Source organism: Arthrobacter sp. P1_C12_2, from assembly GCF_056406415.1.
In genome coordinates this window covers 207115-223709 of record NZ_JBFUAF010000001.1, presented here as the reverse complement: position 1 = coordinate 223709, position 16595 = coordinate 207115, and the positions used below count along the sequence as shown (strand labels likewise).

17 protein-coding genes are annotated in these 16595 nt (G+C 64.2%); 14 read left to right on the top strand and 3 right to left on the bottom strand.

Annotated elements, in window-relative coordinates:
- Positions 1 to 30: 30 nt before the first annotated feature.
- Positions 31 to 1125 carry a phosphotransferase gene (locus tag AC1DZQ_RS01080; protein WP_476961732.1) on the bottom strand — a complete coding sequence of 365 codons (1095 nt, stop codon included), beginning with the start codon at positions 1123 to 1125 and terminating at the stop codon, positions 31 to 33.
- Positions 1126 to 1277: 152 nt separating this feature from the next.
- Positions 1278 to 3488, bottom strand: coding sequence for a hypothetical protein (locus tag AC1DZQ_RS01075; RefSeq protein WP_476961731.1), 2211 nt, complete (start codon positions 3486 to 3488; stop codon positions 1278 to 1280).
- A 368-nt stretch (positions 3489 to 3856) separates the two neighbouring features.
- On the opposite strand from AC1DZQ_RS01075, the gene AC1DZQ_RS01070 reads away from it, so the two are divergent.
- The 3 genes from AC1DZQ_RS01070 to AC1DZQ_RS01060 all read left to right on the top strand — a co-directional run bounded on the left by AC1DZQ_RS01070 (position 3857) and on the right by AC1DZQ_RS01060 (position 6018).
- Positions 3857 to 4204: a hypothetical protein gene (locus tag AC1DZQ_RS01070; protein ID WP_476961730.1), complete on the top strand. Its 348-nt coding sequence runs from the start codon at positions 3857 to 3859 to the stop codon at positions 4202 to 4204.
- 176 nt (positions 4205 to 4380) lie between these two features.
- Positions 4381 to 4863 (top strand): hypothetical protein, encoded by a 483-nt coding sequence (locus AC1DZQ_RS01065; protein ID WP_476961729.1) that lies wholly within the window; start codon positions 4381 to 4383, stop codon positions 4861 to 4863.
- An 81-nt stretch (positions 4864 to 4944) separates the two neighbouring features.
- Complete coding sequence (locus tag AC1DZQ_RS01060; protein WP_476961728.1) at positions 4945 to 6018, top strand: DNA polymerase IV; 1074 nt, start codon at positions 4945 to 4947, stop codon at positions 6016 to 6018.
- A gap of 32 nt (positions 6019 to 6050) precedes the next feature.
- Here the strand turns inward: AC1DZQ_RS01060 and AC1DZQ_RS01055 are convergent, their stop codons facing one another.
- Positions 6051 to 6443, bottom strand: a complete 393-nt coding sequence (locus AC1DZQ_RS01055; RefSeq protein WP_476961727.1) for a VOC family protein — start codon at positions 6441 to 6443, stop codon at positions 6051 to 6053.
- A gap of 316 nt (positions 6444 to 6759) precedes the next feature.
- Between AC1DZQ_RS01055 and AC1DZQ_RS01050 the strand changes: the two genes are divergently transcribed.
- From AC1DZQ_RS01050 to AC1DZQ_RS01000, 11 genes are all read left to right on the top strand, one after another.
- Entirely contained in the window at positions 6760 to 7545 is a 786-nt protein-coding gene (locus AC1DZQ_RS01050; protein WP_476961726.1) for an amino acid ABC transporter ATP-binding protein, read from the top strand.
- Position 7546: 1 nt separating this feature from the next.
- A complete protein-coding gene (locus tag AC1DZQ_RS01045; RefSeq protein WP_476961725.1) occupies positions 7547 to 8191 on the top strand; it encodes an amino acid ABC transporter permease in 645 nt (214 codons plus the stop codon).
- The gene (locus AC1DZQ_RS01040; RefSeq protein ID WP_476961724.1) at positions 8188 to 8841 is read left to right on the top strand and encodes an amino acid ABC transporter permease; all 654 of its coding nucleotides are present in this window, start codon (positions 8188 to 8190) and stop codon (positions 8839 to 8841) included. Before AC1DZQ_RS01045 ends, AC1DZQ_RS01040 begins: the two co-directional genes overlap by 4 nt.
- A 51-nt stretch (positions 8842 to 8892) precedes the next feature.
- The gene (locus tag AC1DZQ_RS01035) at positions 8893 to 9765 is read left to right on the top strand and encodes a substrate-binding periplasmic protein (RefSeq protein WP_476961723.1); all 873 of its coding nucleotides are present in this window, start codon (positions 8893 to 8895) and stop codon (positions 9763 to 9765) included.
- Between the two features lie 144 nt (positions 9766 to 9909).
- A complete protein-coding gene (locus tag AC1DZQ_RS01030; protein ID WP_476961722.1) occupies positions 9910 to 10815 on the top strand; it encodes a dihydrodipicolinate synthase family protein in 906 nt (301 codons plus the stop codon).
- Positions 10816 to 10914: 99 nt separating this feature from the next.
- Positions 10915 to 11916, top strand: coding sequence for a proline racemase family protein (locus tag AC1DZQ_RS01025; RefSeq protein WP_476961721.1), 1002 nt, complete (start codon positions 10915 to 10917; stop codon positions 11914 to 11916).
- Positions 11913 to 12857 carry an ornithine cyclodeaminase family protein gene (locus AC1DZQ_RS01020; protein WP_476961720.1) on the top strand — a complete coding sequence of 315 codons (945 nt, stop codon included), beginning with the start codon at positions 11913 to 11915 and terminating at the stop codon, positions 12855 to 12857. The genes AC1DZQ_RS01025 and AC1DZQ_RS01020 overlap by 4 nt, the downstream gene beginning before the upstream one ends.
- Entirely contained in the window at positions 12854 to 13582 is a 729-nt protein-coding gene (locus tag AC1DZQ_RS01015) for a GntR family transcriptional regulator (RefSeq protein WP_476961719.1), read from the top strand. Before AC1DZQ_RS01020 ends, AC1DZQ_RS01015 begins: the two co-directional genes overlap by 4 nt.
- Positions 13579 to 14763 carry an NAD(P)/FAD-dependent oxidoreductase gene (locus AC1DZQ_RS01010; protein WP_476961718.1) on the top strand — a complete coding sequence of 395 codons (1185 nt, stop codon included), beginning with the start codon at positions 13579 to 13581 and terminating at the stop codon, positions 14761 to 14763. The genes AC1DZQ_RS01015 and AC1DZQ_RS01010 overlap by 4 nt, the downstream gene beginning before the upstream one ends.
- Positions 14760 to 15077, top strand: coding sequence for a (2Fe-2S)-binding protein (locus tag AC1DZQ_RS01005; protein WP_476961717.1), 318 nt, complete (start codon positions 14760 to 14762; stop codon positions 15075 to 15077). Before AC1DZQ_RS01010 ends, AC1DZQ_RS01005 begins: the two co-directional genes overlap by 4 nt.
- On the top strand, positions 15074 to 16558 hold the full coding sequence (locus tag AC1DZQ_RS01000) for an FAD/NAD(P)-dependent oxidoreductase (protein WP_476961716.1): 1485 nt from the start codon (positions 15074 to 15076) through the stop codon (positions 16556 to 16558). Before AC1DZQ_RS01005 ends, AC1DZQ_RS01000 begins: the two co-directional genes overlap by 4 nt.
- The last annotated feature ends 37 nt before the right edge of the window (positions 16559 to 16595 follow it).

The window sequence follows — 16595 nt, the reverse complement described above, 5'->3', positions numbered from 1 at the left end:
GCGGGTGATGCCGTCATCTGGCGGGGCGGCTCACTGCCTCAACTCCTGCGCGGCCCGTTCGGCGAGGACGGCGATGGCCAGGGAGAAGCGGCCAGGTAACGGAGAAAGTGCCAGACGGAGCCAGATGGCGTCCGAGTACGCATCGAACCGGCCCGGACTGACGTGCAGTTCGTCGGCGGTGGCCAGCACCTGCGTGTGAGCCGTCAGGTATCGTGCGAGGGTTATGCGGTTATTTCGTAGATGAAGCTCCAGATGAACGTCCAGGCCGGCCAGATCCCGGGCGGCCTCGTGTCGGGCCGTACTGTCGAAGTCCAGCAATGCGGGCAGGACGTCGCCGTCAGAAACGATGATTTGCCTGTCGTAAAGGTCTCCGTGGGCCCATACGAGCGGATCAGGTGCCGTCCGAAGCAGGTTCGTGGCCACTTGTTCTGCAGCGGTGCGCAAGGCATCGCGCTGAGACGATAAGCCGGGGACGTTTTCATTGTGCCGCAACCAGTCGTCCACCCGTCGCCGCACCTTTGTGGCTTCCCACTCTGGTGAACGGAGCGGGAGGCTGTCGAGAACGCTTTGTGCCGCTGGACCATAGGAGCCGTTAAGTTCTGCGACCCAGGCGCGCGACCATTTCTCCCACGCCCTGGCGAACGCTTCATCGCAGCCGGCGCCCTGCTCCCGGCCCAGCTCGTTCAGAGTCGGTCCCGCGATGGCGCTGAAAACGATGACGTCCTCCTGGGAGCTCTGACGGAGGATTCTGGGTGTTGTGAAGTTGCCGGCGTCCAGTAGGACGTCCACTTGTGCGCAGCGCTCGGCCGGTACGACGGCGCCGCCGGGCCCGAAGATCTTTATGTAGTGGCCATCAGCCCGGACGACCGCCTGGGTGTAGGGCCAATACGAAATCAATTCCCCCTTCTGCGCCTCCCCCCGCAAGGCGGGCAGTCCCGGATCGTCCAACGGGATAAGCTCGAACTGCCCGTGGCGCAGATGCGCTCCCCGGACGCCGGGCCGTCCCGGTGTCAGAACCTCCAGTACAAATTCTCCTGGCGTCTTGTCTGGCCACGCCCGCTGAACCAGCCAGGATGTGCCGGTATCGTCGTCGACAGACGTCGGAACGGGGGAGGGCCAGTCCATGGAATCAATTCCAGGATCCATGCCCCTCCTCCCCATACGCAGGCTCTTCCGGCGCAAGCCGCTTCGTGCGTCCAGCTTGAACTACAACGATGAGGCACGGATGAAACGGTCATGAAGAAACTTTCATCGATGCCTTCTTCCCCATCCACTCCTCAATCGGGTGACTGACGTTTGATGGAAGCTGAAATTCGATCCTCCATTGCTCGAACGCCGCCTACCGCCGCTGGACCCATCTGCTGTCTTGCACGGTTCACAGCGTCGCGGACTTCGCGACGCACCACGCGTTCATTCTGACTCGACGACTTTTCCCTGGTTTCTCGTGCTAAATCGAGCAGAGCCTGCGGAGCGTAATGATTGACGCTCATGTCCGTGAGCAGGGGTAACTGCACCCTCAGATCCTGCTCGATGGCAGTGCGAAGGGGGCCCAAGCGAAGCAATTGGGTGAGGAAATCCGGACTCAAAACGGGCGACGGAGGCGCATGGGGGCCAAGGCGTTCCCGGAGGTGGTCCTTCATTTTCATTGCTGTTCCATCGAACGTCAGCCACCATGCCAGGTAGCCCATGGGTGATGGCCCAATCGTCCGACGGTACTCGATGACGCCGACTGAGTTTTCAACGTCGTGGGCAACCAGACGGGACCGCGTCCCTTGCTCGGCTCCGTAGTCACCCCGTTGACGCCTTCTCTCGTGAGTCTCATTCCACAGTTCCTGAACTGCGCCCCGAAGTTCGATCGATGCGGCATCGGAGTACTCCAGGAGACTTTTGGTCTCGATAGAGAATTCGTCGGCAAGGTAGTCGCTGACGTCCTGCAACGGCTGTTCGCGTCCACAGATGTGCCTTTGCCAGTCCAGGAATTCAGTCTCCGGCCGGCCCGAGAGCACGAAGGCCGAGTAGAGGAAGGGGACTCTTCCCGTCCAGGCCGACGTTCTGTTGTGACCATAGGCAACGGCCAGGTTGAGGTGTCTTTCAACCTCTTCTACGACTCCTTCCGTTACGAAGAGAAGCAACCCGGCGTCTGCCGCTGCTCGCATCAAAATCGTAAAGTGGCGCTCTTCCGGATCGTCTACCAGGGTCTCCCCGATAAGCGGCAGGATCGCGGTGGTGTCCATCCATATGTCGCCTTCGCTGAAGACGTTGAGCATGACTTTCTGGACGTCCGGGGTTTGTTTCAGGAACGCGAAAAGCGTGTATGCGTCAGCTAGTCGCCGAAGATGGGACTGCGTTTGAGGCGAGGGCTGCTCCAATACATGCATTATCGCCGCGGCCGCGGCATCAGAGCTGAGCTCCGTGATGCCTCCACCTGCGGTAATTTTGTCCGCTATGGCTACAGGGCTGAGCTGGAACGGTTCGCCTGTTTCCACGGCTTCGGCGAAAGACTCCCCTCGTTCCAGGAGTGTTTCATCCAACGCAGTCCGTAGCTCCCGAGAAATCTCTGTCAACTGCGCCTCATCCAGTTCCTTCGGTACTTCGAGGGCCCGAACCGCCACAACGAGTTCCGCATCTAGAGCAGCTTCATCGAGAAGGAACTTGGCTGTCTGATCATTTATCTTTTTGGCCTCCTCAAAACTGAGATGGTAAGTGTCCTCAGACACGGACGCTGATTTGTGTTGTTTAACGGGCCCCTTCCGAGACAGGCGGTTCAAGGTGCTCAGGGTCAGAGCATCGATCTGCCCTCGCTTCCCCACGGGCATGCGGAGGGCGACTCCGTCCTGGATCTCGCGCAGGCTGAGTCTGTTGTCTGTGCTCGAATCGTGAAGCGCCGCCAGGACCAATGAATCGAAGCAGCTCTTGGTAAGACTCTGATCGGTTGCCTGATCCTCGCCGTCGAGTGCCAAGTGCAGCACCGCGACCTTACTCTCATCCGCCGTCAGGGTCGATGTTCTGTCGATGACCCCGCGTTTGGACAGGAGCGGATCGACAAATCTCCTAGCCAGCTCTTCACTTGCCACGCGTCGTTGAGGATAAGACTGCACACGGTCCACAAACCACGACCGGTCCCGGATATCTACGGTTATATTCCGATCACGCCGGGACTCTTCCCTGAGTTCATCGGCAGCCGGGCCAATCACCTGGTTGGTCAGGTAGATCACGGTGCTGACCGAAGGAAAGTTCCTCTTGAGGGTGTCCAGCGTGCTGGTAATTTTCGTCCTCCAACGCGCCGTGACAGAGTATTGAAATGCAACTCTTGGCACACCGTCAATCGTGAACATTTCGGCGTCTCTGCCCTTGTCTCCGTTCGGAGCTGCCATTGTCCGCAGGGCTGGATATTCGACCGCTAAGAACTCCGACGCGAATTTTTCGAATATCTCCCAGTCCCCAGGGCCAATTCGTTCTAGGGCGAGAGACAATCGCGCGTTCGGCATGACAGAATCATAACCACCACAAACCTTCTTTGAACATCGCTGCTGGGTTTGAAACCTGATTGGTGGTGGGGGGAGCGGCGGGCCGGTTTCGGTTCTAGCTCACACCCCCGGTTGGCTGCTCTGGTCCTTATATCCGCTCGGAACCACATGTCAACAGGCGCCGTTGACTTTCCTGTCTCGTGCGAGGACGATGACGAGTGAAAGTCAATGATGGGGGGATAACTCAGAGACTGACCTGCCAAAAATACGCATGTGTGCCGATTGTTCCCGCATTAAATTTTGACTCTGCGGTGGAATATCGCTGGGCGCGAAGCTCATGCTTCAGCATCTGTTAAACAACTCCGAATCTGGGGATCAACGGAGATAAAATGATTAAGATTTCTTTTAAGCCGGTTGCAGACGCGCCCGGTGCTTTTACATCTGAACCTATCGAATCCCGCCAAAGAGATCGAATTCGTGCAATGGTGCACGGTCAAACAGCACTACTAACAGCCGAACGCAATGCAGAAGGCAACACTCCAGGTCTCGGGGTCCCAAGGACAGCGAAATCTGGGTTTGACGCAGTTGCGTTGAGTCTGTCGGGTATATGGGACGCGGCTAAGGACCTCACCGGTCGCGCTTGGGACGCAATTAGCGATGTGCCGACTAATGAGGGCGGCGGCGGTGGCGGTGGCGGCGGTGGCGGCGGTGCCCGCATGTTTACTCCGCGCTTCTAGACACTAATGGACGACGGCGGGACGTCCCGCCGTCGTCCGCTCCGTAGCAGAGTTCACACCGACCCCTGGCCTGTTCATGCGCCCCGGCGTTCGTGTTGGCTATGGCCGGAAGGGCCCTGTTTCTACGGCGCCGGCCGCCGTAGGCTATGGGCATCCATCACATCGAGGAGGCACTCATGCGCACGGCAACACCCAAGACGCAGGTTGATCAGATCCGCCATCTTTCAGAGAATCTCGTGTCTCAGCTCACCGAAGGCAGGGAGTGGGCCACTCCCGGGGTCGAGGCGGCATTGAAAAGAGTGGTGGCCGGGCTAGATGCCGGGATTGAATCGGCGTCCCCGAGGATCCAGGCCGGACTACGGCGGCTCGCTGACGATCTCGCCGGTGAAGTGGAAACTTTGGCTCCCCGTGTTCAAGAGGGCCTGAAGCGGGTTGCACCGCAACTTGTCCCGGCACGCGCCCGGGCTAAGTCGCGGCGGACGGCGTCCGGGAAGGCCTGGGTGATTGCCGGCGTGGCGGCCATTGCGGTGACCGCGGGAGTCGCGGCCTGGCTCTCTTTCCGCCGTGCGGATAACGAGCCGGTGCCGTCCGGGGATGCGCAGCGTTCCAGCAGCGCGGACCCCGACCTGCGCGCCCCCTCCACCGAGGTCCAGCCCTGAGGCAATCAGGCGGCATAGGCTCGCCGGTCAAGCTCGGTGGAGAGCGATGCTTGGCAGGGATGTTTAGGGCAGACTGGTGGCGTGAGCGGAATCCGGTGGGTGCTGCACGTCGATCTCGACCAGTTCATCGCGGCGGTCGAGGTGCTCCGGCGGCCGGAGCTTGCCGGCAAGCCGATCATTGTCGGCGGTCGGGGCGACCCCACGGAACGGGCTGTGGTGTCGACCGCATCCTACGAAGCCAGGGCGTTCGGCGTGGGCTCCGGAATGCCCTTACGCATTGCGGCCCGGAAAGTGCCCGACGCTGTGATCCTGCCCGTCGACCATGAAGCTTACCTCGCGGCCTCTGAAACGGTGATGGCTACCCTGCGCGCGCAGCCCGGCGCCACCGTGCAGGTGCTGGGTTGGGATGAAGCCTTTGTAGGCACTGAGACAGAAAACCCGGAAGCCTACGCCCGGCAGGTGCAGGCCGCTGTCCTGGAGCGAACGCGGCTGCATTGCAGCGTGGGCGTCGGCGACACCCTGGTCCGAGCCAAGGTCGCCACCGGTTTCGGCAAGCCGGCCGGCGTCTTCCGTCTCACTGCCGGGAACTGGCTCGACGTCATGGGCAGTCGGCCCACCAAGGACCTGTGGGGCGTGGGAACCAAAGTGTCGGGCCGGCTGGCCAAACTCGGCATCAACACGGTCGCCGAGCTCGCCGCGTCCGACCCCCAAGACCTGGTCCCGGAGTTCGGCCCCAAGATGGGTCCTTGGTACGCGGAGCTCGGACGCGGGGACGGCGCCAGCGTTGTGGACGATACCCCGTGGGTTGCCCGCGGGCATAGCCGGGAGACCACCTTCCAGCGCGACCTGACCGAGCCTGCCCAGGTGGACGACGCCGTGAGGGAGCTGACAGCGCGTGTCCTTGAGGATGTTGTGGCCGAAGGGCGGCCCGTGGTTGGGCTGACCCTCAAGGTTCGGTATGCGCCGTTCTTCACCACGACCCACGCAAAGAAGATTCCCGAGACATTCGACCGGAACGAAATCCTCGCGCGGACTTTGGACCTCGCAGCCGGAATTGAAGCGGGCCGTCCGATCCGACTCCTAGGCCTTCGGGCCGAAATGGCAATGCCCGACGATGCCCGAAAGGGACATACGCCGACGCGCGGCGGTTGGTGAGGGCGCTGCCTTCCTGTGGGGGTAACGGCGCGCTAGTGGCCGGCGGGTTGGAATAGCTCCACCACGTTGCCGGACGGATCTTCGAGCAGGATCTGCTGTCCGCCTGGGCCGGTGACGATGTCGTTTCGGAACGTGAGGCCGGCGGCGCGCAGCCGGTGCACTTCGGCCGCGATATCGCCCACGATGAGGTGGATGCGATTCCATCCTCCCGGCGCGGGGACCGTGCCGTCCGGCATTGGCCGGCCTGCCGAACTGCTCGGCCCGCTCAGGAGGAGCCTCAGCTGGCCGCGGGTGACGTCGGCGAACGCCGGTGCGGCGCTCATCCTGAGGGTGAACCCGAGGTGCTTTGTGTAGAAGTCGATCGCCGCATCGACGTCGGCCACCATGTATCGGACGCTGACCAGCTCCGTAAGGTCGTTGGGCATTTCTAGCTCCTTTCCGAACTCGTTTGGGAGTATTCGATTGCGTAAAGCAGGAACTGGATCCGGGTGTTCAGTTCCTCTGCTGTGCGAACAAACGCCGGATAACTGTCCTGACTGGCTGCCTCGGCCGCCGGATCAGGGATGCTCCAATTTACCGTCGCCGGCGCCTCCGGGAAGCCCGGGCACACAACGGCGGGCATCTGTGCAATCGTCTTCGGAAAAGACTTCCCGTGTCCATTAGTGTCATGTACCATTGCACATATGATGTGACACAGCCCACAGGGGTTGTGTTTACCTAGTCCACACAGGGAAGATCGCTATGACCCTTTCAGAAATCGCGAACGGCAAGCTCGCCCCCCGTACCGGCATCAGGCTGGACAATATCTCAAAGCGTTATGGCGACCACGTCGTCCTTGACGATGTCTCCCTGCACGTCGAGCCCGGGACGGTAACAGCGCTCATTGGCCCCTCCGGCGCAGGAAAGAGCACATTCCTTCGGTGCATCAACCTCTTGGAGCGGCCTGACTCCGGCACCATTCAGGTGGGCGACCACACCATTCAGCCGGGCAACGATGTCAACGCCCGGGACCTCGCCGCGCTGCGGCGCACGGTCGGCATGGTTTTTCAGTCCTTCAACCTCTTTCCGCACATGTCCACGCTGAAGAACATCAGCTTTCCGCAGCAGAAGGTTCTCGGCCGCAGCAAGGAAGAGGCCGATGAGCGTTCGATGCAGTTGCTTGAGCGGGTGGGCCTGAAGGAGAAGGCGGGCCAGCACCCCGGCCGGTGCTCGGGAGGTCAGCAGCAGCGGATTGCCATCGCGCGGGCTCTGGCCCTGGACCCGGACATCATGCTCTTCGATGAACCGACTTCAGCCCTCGACCCCGAGGTGGGGCTAGAGGTCCTGGCCGTGATGCGCGAGTTGGCAGCAGATGGGATGACGATGATCGTTGTAACCCACGAGATGCAGTTCGCCCGTGACGTCTCGGACACGCTTGTCGTGATGGCCGACTGCAAGATCATTGAGCAAGGCGATCCGCGGGCCATCATGAGCGATCCTCAGGAGGCCCGTACCCGCCGCTTCCTGCGCGCCGTGCTGGAGCGCTGACATGGATGCTCTCTCCGCCGTCCTGCAGGGGCTGCCCCTGACCCTAGGGCTGACGCTGTCGGCATTCGCCATCGGCCTTGCCGGTGCCGTTCCCCTCGCCGTCGGCCTGTCATCATCAAATTTGCCGGTGAAGCTGGCCTCCCGGCTCTTCGTTGACCTTGTCCGGGGAGTACCGATCATCGTGTGGCTGTTCCTGCTCAAGTTCGGCATCCAAATCGGCACCTTCAAGTTCAACCCGATCGGTGCGGCCATCGCAGGCCTCAGTATCGTCTCCATGGCCTACCTCGCCGAGATCCTTCGGGGCGGTCTGCAGTCTGTCCCCCGCGGCCAGGGCGAGGCGTCACACGCCCTGGGTCTGGCCCCGGCCGCCACATTCCTCGGCGTGCTGGCCCCACAAGCTTTCCGCACCGTATCCCCGTCCATCGCGACCTACCTGACCGGCCTGCTGAAGGACTCCTCGATCGCCTCGACGATCATCGTCACCGAGATGGTGTTCCAGTCCCAGGCTTTCGCACGGCAGCACCCCACGGTCGAGGGGATCCTGCCGTACATCATCGTGGGCGTCCTCTACATCGTGCTAAGCCTTCCGGTCGCCTATCTGTCCCGTCGACTCGACTCCCGCATGAGGAAGGCCATCTACGCATGACTTGGCTTACAGAATGGGTGGACTACCTCCCCCAGATGATGTCCGGCCTCGGCGTCAGTCTCCTGATCGCAGGCATCTCAATCCTCTTCGGTTATCCGCTGGGTCTGGGTCTCAGCCTGATGGTGACCGCCAAGAACCTTGCCGTCCGTACTCTCGGACTAGCCGTAGTCGAGATTGGCCGCGGCGCACCTGCCCTCGTGATCCTCTACCTCTTCTACTACGGCCTGCCGAAGTTCGGGATCGCATTCGAGAGCATCACAGCTGCATGTCTCGCCCTCACCTGGAACTCGGCAGCGTACTCGAGCGAGATCATGCGAGCGGGCCTCCAATCCGTCGCCCGCGGACAGCAGGAGGCCTCTAGCGCCCTGGGCCTGTCGCAGCGCGACACCTTCTTCCGGGTCATCATGCCGCAGGGCATGCGGTCAGCGATCCCCGGACTGATGGGCGTCGCGATCCAAGTATTCCAAGGCACGTCGCTCGCTTACGGCATCGCCGTCCCCGAATTGATGAAGACGGCGTACAACATCGGTAGCCAAGACTTCAACTACCTGCAAATCTTCACCCTCGCTGGCCTCTGCTATGCCGCCATCTCGATGCCGGCCACGTGGATCACCGTCCACTTCGAAAAGCGCATGGGCCGCCACACCTGACCGTTTCACCCCAGCTAGTCCGCACCATCCCCAACACACCCAGGAGGAACCATGAAAACACACCACCTCAAGAGCGCCGGCATCCTGACAGCCACCGCGATCACCCTCGGCCTCGGATTGACGGCGTGCGGCGGATCCACGGATGCGAGCACAGCGTCGTGCACACCCAAGCATTCAGGAATCCAGACGGTCGCCCCGGGGAAGCTCACGGTGGGCGTCATCGATATCCCGCCGTTCAGCAGCTACAACAGCGGCAAGCCCAACGGCATCGACATCGCGATCGTCAACAAGATCGCCAAGGACGAGTGCCTCGAACCGGCCTACCAGCAGGCCACGTATGCGGATGCCGTCCAGTCCATTTCCGGTGGCAACATCGACCTGGCCATCGGCACGATCGACGCAACCGAGAAGCGCCTCAAGGCCGTTGACTTTTCCGCCTCCACCTATCTGGACGGCATGGGCATCGTCTCGAAGACCGGCGCAACCACCGTTGCGGACCTCGAGAAGATGAACAAGGTGGGCACGATCGACGGCTACTTGTGGGTTGAGGACCTCAAAAAGATCCTGGGCGACAAGCTTGTCACCTACCCAAGCAGTGTTGAGCTCAAGGCCGACTTCGACGCCGGCCGCCTCGACGCGGACGTCGACGCCTATGGCGTGCAGGTGCTTCAGTTCAAGGATGCCGCTGGCGTCAAGGTGGCGCTTGCGAATGAGAATCCGGACCCTCGGGTAGGGGCAATCGCCAACGCACCCGAGGCCGCTTTCCCGATGACCAAGGGCAACAAGAGCCTGGGCGAAGCACTCGACGCCGGCATCACCGCACAGCGCGCGGACGGCACCATCACCAAACTCTTGACCGACGCCGGCCTGTCCGAGGGGCTAGGGAAGGTTGCCTCGACGCAGTACGTCGTTCCCGCAAGCTGACCCCTCGACCGACCCCGAGTGCCGGGCTTCTGCCCGGCACCACATTTAGACCACCTGTGCAATGTCACATGGTAAACTGGGCTGTGAGGCATCTCACGGCATCACAATGACGGCGCCGCGCGTGCCCCACGAAAGGACATCATCATGACCGAAACCCGCAAGCCCTGGCACGGCGTACTCGTCGCCACAGCGTTGCCGTTCAATGACGACCTGAGCATCGACTACGACGCCTATGGCGAGCACGTTCGGTTCCTGGCCAGTGCAGGCTGCGACGGCGTGGCCCCCAACGGCTCCCTGGGTGAATACCAGACCCTGAGCGAGGAAGAGCGCGCCCGCGTCATCACGACGGCGGTCGAGGCGGCGCCCGAAGGCTTCACCGTCATGGCTGGAGTGGGCGCCTACGGGGGGCTGCAGACGCTAAAGTGGGCGGAGCAGGCCGCCGAGGCCGGAGCCGGCGCGCTGATGTTGCTCCCTCCCAACGCCTACCGGGCCAACGACGACGAGGTTGTGGACCACTACCGCCGCGCTGCCGCCGTCGGGCTGCCCATCGTTGCGTACAACAACCCCATCGACACCAAAGTGGACCTGACCCCGCAGCTTATTGCCCGTCTTCACGGCGAAGGCCTCATTGTTGGCGTCAAGGAATTCACCGGCGATGTGCGCCGCGCCTACGAGATCAAGGAGCTCGCACCCGAGGTCGATTTGCTTATCGGTACGGACGACACCGTAGTCGAGATGGGCCTGGCCGGTGCCGTCGGTTGGGTGTCCGGCTACCCCAACGCAATTCCGGAGTCCACCCTCGAGCTCTACCGGCTCTCCACCTCAGGCGACCTCTCGGATCTGGAGCGCGCCCGTGAGATCTACCGTGATCTGCACTCCCTGCTGCGTTGGGACAGCAAGACGGAATTCGTCCAGTCCATCAAGCTGTCCATGGACGTCGTCGGCCTGCGCGGTGGCGTCTGCCGCCCGCCGCGCGGACCGCTCACCGCTGCAGTGCGCGACGCCGTCATCCGCGACACCGAGGCGGCCCTCGCCAAGGGCTACAAATAGCCTCAGGTCGAAGCCAGATTCCAGGCCAAGCCTGCCTTCCCGGTGCGGCGCCGCGCGCCGCACCGGGACCCGACACCACAGGAATCAAAGGAGAACCCGATGAGAACCAACCGCATTTTCCACGCCGTGGACTCGCATACCGAGGGCATGCCCACGCGCGTCATCACGGGCGGCATCGGGAAGATCCCCGGCGCCACCATGGCGGAGCGCCGCCTGTGGTTCATGGAGCACAGCGATTGGATCCGCACCCTCCTCATGACCGAGCCGCGCGGCCACGCTTCCATGAGCGGGGCCATCCTCCAACCGCCCACACGGCCGGATGCGGACTTCGGCGTTCTGTTCATTGAAGTGTCCGGGCTCTTGCCCATGTGCGGGCACGGAACCATTGGCGTCGCCACCGTGCTCGTGGAGACCGGAATGGTCGAGGTGGTCGAGCCGGTGACGACGGTGCGACTGGACACGCCGGCTGGCCTTGTGATCGCCGAAGTAGCCGTCGAAGACGGGAGGGCGGCGTCTGTCACGCTGCGCAACGTCCCTTCCTTCGTGGACCGGCTCGATGCCACGGTGGAAGTCCCCGGCTTCGGCACCGTAGCCTATGACCTGGCCTTCGGCGGGAACTTCTACGCGATCGTAGACCTCGACAGCCTGGGACTGCCCTTTGAACGCTCGCGCAAGGATGACATCCTCAAGGCCGGCCTCGCGATCATGGAGGCCATTAACACCGCGGACGAGCCCGCGCACCCCGAGCGTGCCGACATCCGCGGATGCCACCACGTCTACCTCAAGGCCCCAGGCTCCACCGCCGAGCACTCCCGCCACGCCATGGCCATCCATCCGGGCTGGTTCGACCGGTCTCCGTGCGGCACCGGCACCAGCGCCAGGATGGCTCAGCTGCACGCCCGCGGCGAGCTCGCCCTGGGCGCCGACTTCGTCAACGAGTCCTACATCGGTTCGCGCTTCACCGGCAGACTCATCGAAGAGACCCAGGTGGCCGGCCGCCCGGCAGTCGTCCCAACTGTGACAGGCAGTGCTTGGCTGACCGGCACGGCGCAGTACTTCCTCGATCCCAGCGATCCCTTCCCCGCGGGGTTTCTGCTGTGAGCCTTCCCTACTTTGACGCTGCGGCCGTGCGCACGGCCGCCCCGTGGACGACAGCGATCGCGGCCTTGGAGCGTGCCCTCCGGAACGGCGTGAATCCGGAGGAAGACAGCCCGAGGCTCTTCAGCCCTGCCCCGGGCGGGGAGTTTCTCCTCATGCCAGCGGTCGGCCGCATCTACAGTGGCATCAAGGCCCTCACCGTTGCCCCGGGCAACCCCGCGCGCGGGCTGGAGAAGATCCAAGGCGTCTACCTCCTCGTCGACTCCGACACCCTGGCGCCGCTGGCTGTGATGGACGGCAACGAACTCACCGCAGTCCGCACGCCTGCCACCACACTCCTGGCCGTCAAGCACGTCCTGGTGGCCGCGCCCGGCGGCGCTCCCGAGACTCCCCGTGTGCTCGTGTTCGGCGCCGGAACCCAGGCGCTGAACCATATTCGCGCCGCGTACGCGGTCATCCCTGATGCAAAGTTTTCAGTCGTCGGCCAGCGCCCCGAACGCGTGCAGACGCTCACAGCGCAGCTGGCCACAGAGGACATCGAAGTCCGCCCAGGAACCGTCGCGGAGGTGCCCGCGGCGGACATCGTGCTCTGCACGACTTCCTCGCGCACTCCGCTCTTCGACGGCAACCTGGTGGCCCCCGGAGCCGTGGTCGCCGCGGTGGGTCAGCACGGACTGGACGCGCGCGAGGTCGACGCCGCACTCGTGCGCCGCAGCGACGTCGTGGTGGAAGGACGTGCCTCGGCCTGGCGCGAGGCCGGAGACCTCATCCCGGCCCGAACCGTCCAGGAGTGGGAAGCCATCCGTCCCGCCAACCTTCAAGATCTGGTCACTGGACGGTTCAATCGCACGCCCGGCCGCCCCTGTCTGTACACCGGTGTTGGCATGGCATGGGAAGACCTCGTCACGGCCGCCGTCGTGTATGAAGGAGGCACCACGCCATGAAGACCGCACAAGGAGCTCACACTGTGTTTGCCAACAACGAAGTCCCGATAGCACCGCTCGGCCGCCAGTACAGCCTGCGCGAGTCCGTCACAGAGTCTCTGCGCACCGCCATCATCGCCGGCACGCTCAAGGAGGGCACCCTGTACTCGGCGCCCGCCCTCGCCGCGGCCTTCGGTGTCTCAGCCACGCCCGTGCGGGAAGCCATGATGGACCTGACCCGTGAAGGCCTGGTCGAGACGATGAAGAACAAGGGATTCCGCATCACCAGCATGAGCGACCGTGAGCTCGACGAGATCACAGAGATCCGGCTGCTCCTTGAGCCTCCCGTGATGGCAGACATTGCCGGGACCATCCCGCCCTCAGGCATCACCGCACTTCGCTCGATGGCAGAGGCCATCGTCAGCGCCGCGCGCGAAGGGGACCTGGCCAAGTACCTGGCCGCTGACCGCGATTTCCACGCAGAGCTCCTCCGTTACGCCGGCAACAACCAGCTCGTTGAGCTCGCGACAAGTCTTCGCGCGCGAACCCGGATGTACGGCCTCAAGACGCTGAACGAGAGCAACCGCCTGACCGACTCGGCCCAAGAACACCACGAACTGCTTGACCTCATTGAAGCAGGCGACGGAGCTGCAGCATGCGAGTTCATGCGCCGCCATATCGGCCACGCCCGCGGCATCTGGGCAACAGGCGGGCACGAAGAACCACACCAGGAGCAACAGCCATGAACGCAGCCAGCGACGTACTCGTCATTGGCGCAGGAGTCATCGGCGCGGCCACCGCGTACTTCGCCACGCAACAAGGCCTGACCGTCACAGTCCTGGACGAGGGCCTGCCCGCCAGCGGCACTTCCTCCGCATGCGAGGGGAACATCCTTGTCTCGGACAAGGAACTCGGCCCCGAACTCGAACTCACACGCTACTCCCTCGGGGTATGGCATGAAGACCTAGGCGAACACAAGAAGCTCTGGGAATTTGAGTCCAAAGGCGGGATCATCGTGGCCTCCCGCGAAAGCAGCCTCGCATCCCTTCACCGCATCATGACCATCCAGGCCGGCTACGGCGTCGCCGTCGAGGAGCTCGACCGCGACGCGCTCCGTGAAGCCGAACCACACATTTCCCCCGAGGCCCTCGGCGGCGCCAGCTACCCTGAGGACTGCCAGGTCCAGCCGATGCTCGTCGCGGCCCACCTCGTCCGACTCGCAGCCAAGGCCGGTGCCCGCTTCCTGGCCGAGACGCCCGTGACGGGTTTCCTGCGCAGCGGCGACCGCGTCACCGGCGTGCGGACCCCTCGAGGCGACTTCGCCGCCGGTGCCGTCGTGAACTGCACCGGCACCTGGGCAGGCGAACTCGCCGCACTGGCCGGCGTCAACGTTCCGGTGCTGCCCAGACGGGGGTTCGTCTTGGTCACCGAGCCGCTCCCGCCGATGGTCCACCACAAGGTCTACGCGGCGGAATACATTGACAACGTCGGCAGCTCAGACACCGGGCTGCAGGCCTCGCCGGTGGTCGAGAGCACCCCCGGAGGAACCATCCTGATCGGCTCGACGCGGGAGCGCGTGGGTTTCGACCGCTCGGTGAGCACCAGCGCACTGCGCCTGCTTGCCCGCAACGCGACCGCCCTCTTCCCCTTTCTCGAGGACGTCAAGGCCATCCGCCACTACCACGGCTTCCGCCCATACTGCCCGGACCACCTGCCGGTGATCGGCCACGACGAGCGCGCCCCCGGGCTATGGCACGCCGCCGGGCACGAGGGCGCCGGCATCGGCCTTTCCGCCGGAACCGGCAAGCTCCTGGCCCAAGCCCTCGCCGGCCAGTCCCCGGATCTGGACCTTTCCCCCTTCGCACCGGCCCGCTTCGGCTCGCCGGCCGAGCCCACCCCCACACGCCACCAGGAGACGACCGCATGAGCACCCAGGCACAGGGCGCGGCAGAGACGCCCGGCGGGTCCACCAAGGCACTAACCCTCAGCTTCGACGGCCACCCGATCAAGGCTGTACCTGGCCAAAGCGTCGGCGCCGCCCTGACGGCCCACGGAATCACCGCATGGCGGAGCACGCGCAAGGGAGCGAAGCCCCGCGGGCTATTCTGCGGAATCGGCGTGTGCTTCGACTGCCTGGTCACTGTAAACGGAGCGGCCAACCAGCGAGCGTGCCTTGTTGAAGTAAGCGATGGCATGCAGATTGACGGCTCGTACCCTCAATCTGAGGGAGGCCGGCAGTGAGCCCCGGCGAGGCCGGCAGCACCATGAAGGCTGAAGTAGCAGTCGTGGGCGCCGGACCCGCCGGCCTGGCCGCGGCCGTCGCGGCCGCCGAGGCGGGGGCCCTGGTGGCAGTTGTGGACGCCGGCGCCCAGCCGGGCGGGCAGTTCTGGCGCCATCGCCCCGAGACCGTAGTGCCGGAGCCAGACGGGGCCGGGCACCACAACTGGCGCAACTACGTTGACCTTCGTGCCCGCTTCGACACGGCGCGCCGTCGTGGGCAAATCACCTACTTTCCTGGCCTCCAGGTCTGGATGYCGGAGAAGACCGACACCGGCTTCACTCTGCGCACGACACCAACTGTGGCCGGGGCAAGATCCGAAGGCGCGGCCGGCAACGACCCAGCAGGCGCTGGCGCCGGGCGGACCGTCATCGCGCGCCGACTGGTGCTGTGCCCCGGAGGCTACGACCGGCAGCTGCCGGTCCCCGGCTGGGAGCTGCCCGGGGTCATGGCCGCCGGAGGCATCCAGGCCTTCCTAAAAGGAAACGGAACACTGCCAGGGCGCAGATTCGTCGTCGCCGGCACCGGTCCGTTCCTGCTCCCGGTGGCGGCCGGAATCGCGGAGGCCGGTGGCCAGGTCCTTGCAGTGCTCGAGTCTTCCTCCCCGACAGCATGGCTGCCCCATCTGCGCGCGGCCGCCGGCGTTCCCGAGAAAGCCCTTGAGGGGGCCCAGTACGCAGCAGTATTCGCCCGGCACAGGATCCCGTACCGGACCCGCAGCATCGTCACCGAGATCCTCGGCGAGGACCGTGCCTCAGGCGTGCGAACGGCCAGGGTCGATGCCGAGGGCCGGGTCCGCCCCGGCACCGAAGGCATCTACGATGACGTCGACGTGGTCGGCTTCGGCTGGGGCTTCACTCCCCAGATGGAACTGCCCGTAGCCCTCGGAGCCGAAACCAGGCTCGACGCCGACGGCTCCCTTATCGGCATCGTCGATGAGCGTCAGGAGTCCAGCATCCCCGGCCTGTTCCTGGCGGGGGAGGTCACCGGCGTCGGAGGGGCATCCCTGGCAGTCATTGAAGGTCTCACGGCAGGCGCGGCGGCAGCCCGGGAGCCCGGCCCGGGGGCCAACGCCGAACCGTCCCGCGCCGCACGGCATCGGCGCTTCGCCGAGGCCATGCACCAGGCCCACCCGGTGCCCGCCGCTTGGCAGGAATGGCTCACACCCGAGACGACCGTGTGCCGGTGTGAGGAGGTCACAGCCGGCCAGATCACGGAGGCCCGCGAAACCCTTGAGGCCCGCGACAGCCGCAGCCTAAAATCCTTCACCCGTGCCGGCATGGGCTGGTGCCAGGGCAGGGTCTGCGGCTTCGCAGCGGCCTGCCTCGGGGCCGGGCCAGGTGCTTCGGCTTCCGCCCAGTCCCTGAACGACGCCGCCAAGAGGCCGCTCGGCGCGCCCGTCAGCATCGGTGAACTCGCCTCCCTCGAAATTGCAGACAGCTGAAACCCAGACCACTGACCCGTCCCGGAAGGACACCGCA